Origin of the sequence: Flavobacterium sp. (assembly GCF_044368995.1) — a bacterium.
Taxonomy (GTDB): Bacteria; Bacteroidota; Bacteroidia; order Flavobacteriales; family Flavobacteriaceae; genus Flavobacterium.
Window position 1 is genome coordinate 1 of the sequence record NZ_JBIPMS010000117.1, and the last position, 5,169, is coordinate 5,169.

Sequence of the window (5,169 nt, forward strand, 5' to 3'; positions counted from 1 at the left end):
ATAATGGCGTGTTTTGGACTGATGGGCACATCCACTGATTTAGCAAAATCCACCATCTTAATCGATGGATTGATGATCGCCAAGTTCACAGCAGCTTCTTCGCGTTTTTGCAATAAAATGATGTACAATGCTTCTTTTATTTCTTGTTGGCGCTCGATGGAACGAATGGCCTTTTCTTGAAACGGTAAGGCGGCATATTGTTGCGATTGCCCCAAACTGATCTGGCTGATGGCCGCAATTTTAGATTGCAACACTTTCATGTAAGTAGCTAAGGAAACCTTAATGTTTTTTTTGAGTTCCTTTTGGGTCTCTTTCAATTCCAACACGGCCGGGTGGTTTTCTCCTACCGATTGCAACAATTTCTGTTGTTTCAACACCAATTCGTTGTATTGATCGATGATGTTAGCTACTTCCACTTGTTCTAATCCAATATTAGCAGGTAGCAGTTCATTGGATTTGGTTTTGCCCAAGGTTTCAATTAAGATTTCGCTCAATACCGCTTGGGTTTTGGCGGCATTCAATTCGCCTTTGGTGCCCGATTTTGAGGCCAAAAGCACTCCGGCATCGGCTTGAAAATTGGCCAAATTTTCTTTTTGCTTGTAATTGGCTTTATCTTTTTCTATCGAATCCAATTCTTTGAATAAAAATCCAAAACGTTCGTTGACAAAATTCACTGTTTTTTGGTGCACCAATCGGCGGTCATTAACCCCGTCTTGGTCAAATACTGCCGCCAGCATATTGGCAATATCGGCGGCTTTTTTAGGATGGTTTGCCGAAACCGACAAGCGCAACAATTCACTTTGCTTACCTACTGGCGTTACCGTTAATTGTGATTTCACCATTTGTATGGCGCGTTCTTTCTTTATTTTGACAATTATATAATCGCCTTCTATTTTTTTAGCGGCAACTTCTTTTAAAAGTACGTAAAAGGGATGTTTTTTATAGGTGTACGTTGTTCCATAGCTTTTTAATTGTTTACTTCCCTCTATATAATATCCTTTTGGTGTCAATTCAAGGGAGAAGCCAATTCCTATTTCATTCACCTTTTCTGGTAGTTCGGTCCAATGTATGCTAAACGGTGCCGTAGCGCCTATTTCGGTTTCCTTTATGTTCCCTTTGGTATAATATAGATTTTGAAGATCTAGGGTGTCCACTACTTTTTCAATCAACAAGGAAGATTGCAAGACCTCGGTTTCGTTTTCTAAATTAATTTTTCCTTTAGAAAAAAAAGACAACGCATCCGTGGGCATTTTAAACCCTGAATTGTTGTTGTCTAATATTTTAACCACATTGGAAGCTTGGTACACTTCTTGTGAATAGCGCAGGTAGAAGAAAGCAATCGTAAATGATAATATCGCGCCTAAAACAATCCAATGTAAAAAAGCGAGGTATTTAAATATAAGCTCTTTAATATCTATCGAAGTAGCCTGATTTTCTTGAAATTCTGATGACTGCATAAAAGCTTATAGTGATTTAATAATTAAGAAACTGGACATTAAAACAGAAATGATGGAAATAATATTACCGGCATTTCCTACTACTCCCGCCGATTTAACTTTAGCAGAATTCGGGTCAATGATTATAACGTCATTAGGCTTAATAAAATAATAAGGAGAGGTAAACCAATCGCTCTTGGTCAAATCGATACTGCCATAGGTTTGTACCCCCTTTTCAGTACGTATAATGGTTACTTTTTTGCGAATGCCGTTAATGGTTAAATCCCCCGCCAAGCCCAAAGCCTGTAATAAGGTCAAATTGTTTTCAAAAAAAGTATAAGTCCCAGGAGATTTTACTTCGCCCAAAACCGTGAATTTAGCATTTAACAAGCGACAAACCACCACAGGGTTCTTTAAAAATCCTTTGCTGACTAAGGACTCTTGTATTTGTTTTTCGGCTTGTTCTAAGGTCAAACCAGCCATTTTTTGTACCCCCAAAACAGGAATGTTAATGTCGCCCTGGTTGCTTACCAAATAGCCTTGCAACTGCATTTGTGCGCCTTGCACGTTATTTTGCAGTAGAGGATTTGTAATATTGTAAGCTACCGCCAATTCGGGCACCTCGGTGGTTACTTTTACACTAATAATATCGTTGGGTTGAATATACATTTCAGACCATTTGAAGGGTAACGAGGAAGAAGGCGCACCTCCATTCAAATACAACAAGTCTTTTTTGGTAGCACATGAAGTTAAACTCATGATAAAAACAACTATAAAAACAACGGGTATGAATTTTTTTATTTTCACTTTAAAATAAATTTGGTATTGCAAATATAGTTTTTTAATTTAAAACTAAAAAACTATTAATTTTGAATGCTTTACCAATTTTTTTTAAAGAATTTCGAATAAACTGTTTTTTTTGGAGCGCTTTTAAGATTTTAGCAAAGAATAAAATTGCTATTGGGTATAGTAAATTCTAGAAATATTAAATTGAAACACTTGAAAACGCAATATTATATTTTTATTGAATCATAATACTCAATTGTTTTTTGCGCCGCCGTCTCTGTATCAAAAGGCATATTATTCATTTCAAGGGCATTTTTAATTTTATTTCCATTTATGATTCTGGAATGAGAAATTTCAAAAAGTTTTTTAGAATTAAATTCCCATTTAAACATATCGCCTATTTTGGCAAAAAGACTCAATATTCCTTTAGGTACTTTAATAATTTTAGCTTTTTTGTCGAAAACGGCCGCAATCCAATTGACCAATTGTGTAGTTACAATTGGCTCGTTATCAGTAACATTATAAATTCCTGATGGTACCGCTGTTTTTTCTGAAATTTGAGCAATAATTTCCGTAAGGTTGTCGATATAGCAAAAAGATTGTTTCGTATCAAAAACACCAAAAAACCAAGGGAATTTTTTACAGAAACTAAACGTGTCGTATAGCAAGCTTTTGGTTTCTCTGCCATAAACTGGCGCCACACGAAGTATAATGGCTCTTTTCCCTTCTGGTAACACTTGCTTCAAAATGAACTGTTCCGCATCAAATTTAGATTGAAGAAAAGGATTTGTAGGATTTGCGTTGGCGTCTTCAGTAATTTCTGAGATTTGTTTATCTATTAATTCCGCCGTGCTTAAAAAGATAAACGTTTTGGCGTTTGAACTTAAAAAATATCTAAATAATTTAGACGAAAGCTCTGTATTTACTCTAAAATATTCTTCGTCAAAAGCACTATCTTGCGGATTTAAATTAATCGCCGCCAAATGAATAATAGTTTCCGTTTCTAATGGCATCATTTTGTGCCAGTTTTGAAATCGGAGCGAAATAGACTTGTTTTTTTTAGATTTTGAATTAAAATATTTGGTAAGGTTTTGTCCAATATATCCAGTGGTTCCTGTTAATACAATAAGGCTCATAATAAATTTTTCATTAAGAGCGCTAAAATACAAATAATTATGAATTGAAATTTAATTTTAGTGGTAAATTAATTCGTTTGTTTTTTTATAAAATTCTGTTTTTGTTTAATTAGTATTGAAAATTAATAAAAAACATAAGGGAATATTTGGTGCAATAACACCATTATAAGGTTAAAAAAACTAAAAAAATTGTTTTAAAGGGCAATAATTAATCGGATTCCTAACGATTTTATAATCAAAGTAACCTTATTTGCCGAAATTTTATCTACTTCAGCCATTTGGTTTTTAAAAGGCCCTTCTTTAATTTGAACTGCTGTGTTTGGTATCCAGGTTTCTATATCAACTTTTACCACCGGCGCGGCCAATTGTGTTTTTAATGCTTCTATTTCGTGGGGTTTAATTTTTGCTGGTTTGCCTAACCAAAACACGTATTGCACGACACCAGCTACTTGAAATACGTCTTTTCGATTTGCTTCCTCAATTTTTACAAATACATAAGAAGGAATTAGGGGCGATGCTACCTTTTTTTTCCGATCAGACCACTGTTTGATAGTGATTACTAATGGACAATAGGCCTCTATACCAAGAGCAGCAAGGTTTTCGGCTACCCTTTTTTCATTACGTGGTTTTGTATATAAAGCAAACCATTCCATCTTGAATACATTTAATAAAAAAAGCCCCTGATAAGTTGCTTTTCATTTTTATTTTTTATGCTACAAAGATATCAAATATATAGAATATCTGAAAAAAATAGGCCCTTTTTAATTGTCGTTGGTGTTAATTGTCCGTTAATTTAATGGCAAATAGTTATATCTTTATCAATAATTAAGAAATACTTATTATTTTTATAAAAAATACCGAACATGTCTTTTTATACATCATCTATAATTGCCGGCACTATGAATTGGGGCAAATGGGGAAAAAATTTTAATTTACACGCCATTCAACAAGTTATAGCAACTTGCGTAACGGAAGAAATTACAACATTTGACCATGCTGATATTTATGGCGGCTATACAACGGAAGCCGATTTTGGAACGGCTTGGTCAGAAATGAATATTGACAGAAATCAAGTACAATTTATTACCAAATGTGGTATAAAATTAGTTTGTGAAGAACGAGACTATAGCATCAAACATTACGACTATACAAAAGAACATATTATTTGGAGTGTAGAAAATTCATTAAAGAATTTAAAAACCGAGTATATTGATGTATTGCTTTTACACAGACCTAGTCCGCTTATGGAAACAGAAGTAATTGCTGAAGCTGTTTCTGAACTTAAAAATTCGGGTAAAATACGCGCTTTTGGCTTGTCTAACTTTACGCCTTCGCAAACCGATTTAATTAAAAATTATAGTTCCGTAGCTTGTAATCAAATTCCGTTTTCCGCTACGCATTTACAACCTATGTTAAATGGTGAATTGGATTACATGACGCTTCATAATATTCAGCCTATGGCTTGGAATCCTTTAGGATCAGTATATAAAGAAGTTATTCCACAAACCATTCGATTAAGAGACTTGCTTCAAAAACTAAGCTTAAAATATGGCGTTTCTGATGATTTGTTGCTTTTGGCTTGGGTTTTAAAACATCCTGCAAAGATTCAACCGGTTATAGGCACTACACAAATTGATCGTATCAAAAACTTGAAAAAATTACAGGGGTTTGAATTGGAAGTAGCAGATTGGTTTGCCATTTGGACAGAAAGTATTGGAACACAAATTCCATAAATTATGATTAATAAACGGCTTCTTGTTAAAAACCTCTTGGCTCATAATAACGAAAATAGTTTTTATGATAAAAAACGC

General features: G+C 34.2%; 5 protein-coding genes. 1 reads left to right on the plus strand and 4 read right to left on the minus strand.

From position 1 onward, the window contains the following. The 4 genes from ACIQ2I_RS07765 to ACIQ2I_RS07780 all read right to left on the minus strand — a co-directional run. The coding region (locus tag ACIQ2I_RS07765) for a GumC family protein (RefSeq protein WP_396181853.1) at window positions 1-1,457 on the minus strand (1,457 nt) is incomplete at its 3' end. A 6-nt stretch (window positions 1,458-1,463) separates the two neighbouring features. Beyond that, window positions 1,464-2,267: a polysaccharide biosynthesis/export family protein gene (locus tag ACIQ2I_RS07770; protein ID WP_396181854.1), complete on the minus strand. Its 804-nt coding sequence runs from the start codon at window positions 2,265-2,267 to the stop codon at window positions 1,464-1,466. A gap of 182 nt (window positions 2,268-2,449) precedes the next feature. Beyond that, window positions 2,450-3,358, minus strand: a complete 909-nt coding sequence (locus tag ACIQ2I_RS07775) for an NAD-dependent epimerase/dehydratase family protein (RefSeq protein ID WP_396181855.1) — start codon at window positions 3,356-3,358, stop codon at window positions 2,450-2,452. Window positions 3,359-3,552: 194 nt separating this feature from the next. After that, entirely contained in the window at window positions 3,553-4,011 is a 459-nt protein-coding gene (locus ACIQ2I_RS07780) for a transcription termination/antitermination protein NusG (protein ID WP_396181856.1), read from the minus strand. A gap of 210 nt (window positions 4,012-4,221) precedes the next feature. Here ACIQ2I_RS07780 and ACIQ2I_RS07785 point away from each other — a divergent pair, with 210 nt between their 5' ends. Beyond that, a complete protein-coding gene (locus tag ACIQ2I_RS07785) occupies window positions 4,222-5,091 on the plus strand; it encodes an aldo/keto reductase family oxidoreductase (RefSeq protein ID WP_396181857.1) in 870 nt (289 codons plus the stop codon). Window positions 5,092-5,169 lie beyond the last annotated feature (78 nt).

Excerpts from the sequence above, each read along its gene's own strand:
- ACIQ2I_RS07775 (WP_396181855.1), bottom strand. The coding sequence starts at position 3,358 with ATGAGCCTTATTGTATTAACAGGAACCACTGGATATATTGGACAAAAC.
- ACIQ2I_RS07780 (WP_396181856.1), bottom strand. The coding sequence starts at position 4,011 with ATGGAATGGTTTGCTTTATATACAAAACCACGTAATGAAAAAAGGGTA.
- ACIQ2I_RS07785 (WP_396181857.1), top strand. The coding sequence starts at position 4,222 with ATGTCTTTTTATACATCATCTATAATTGCCGGCACTATGAATTGGGGC.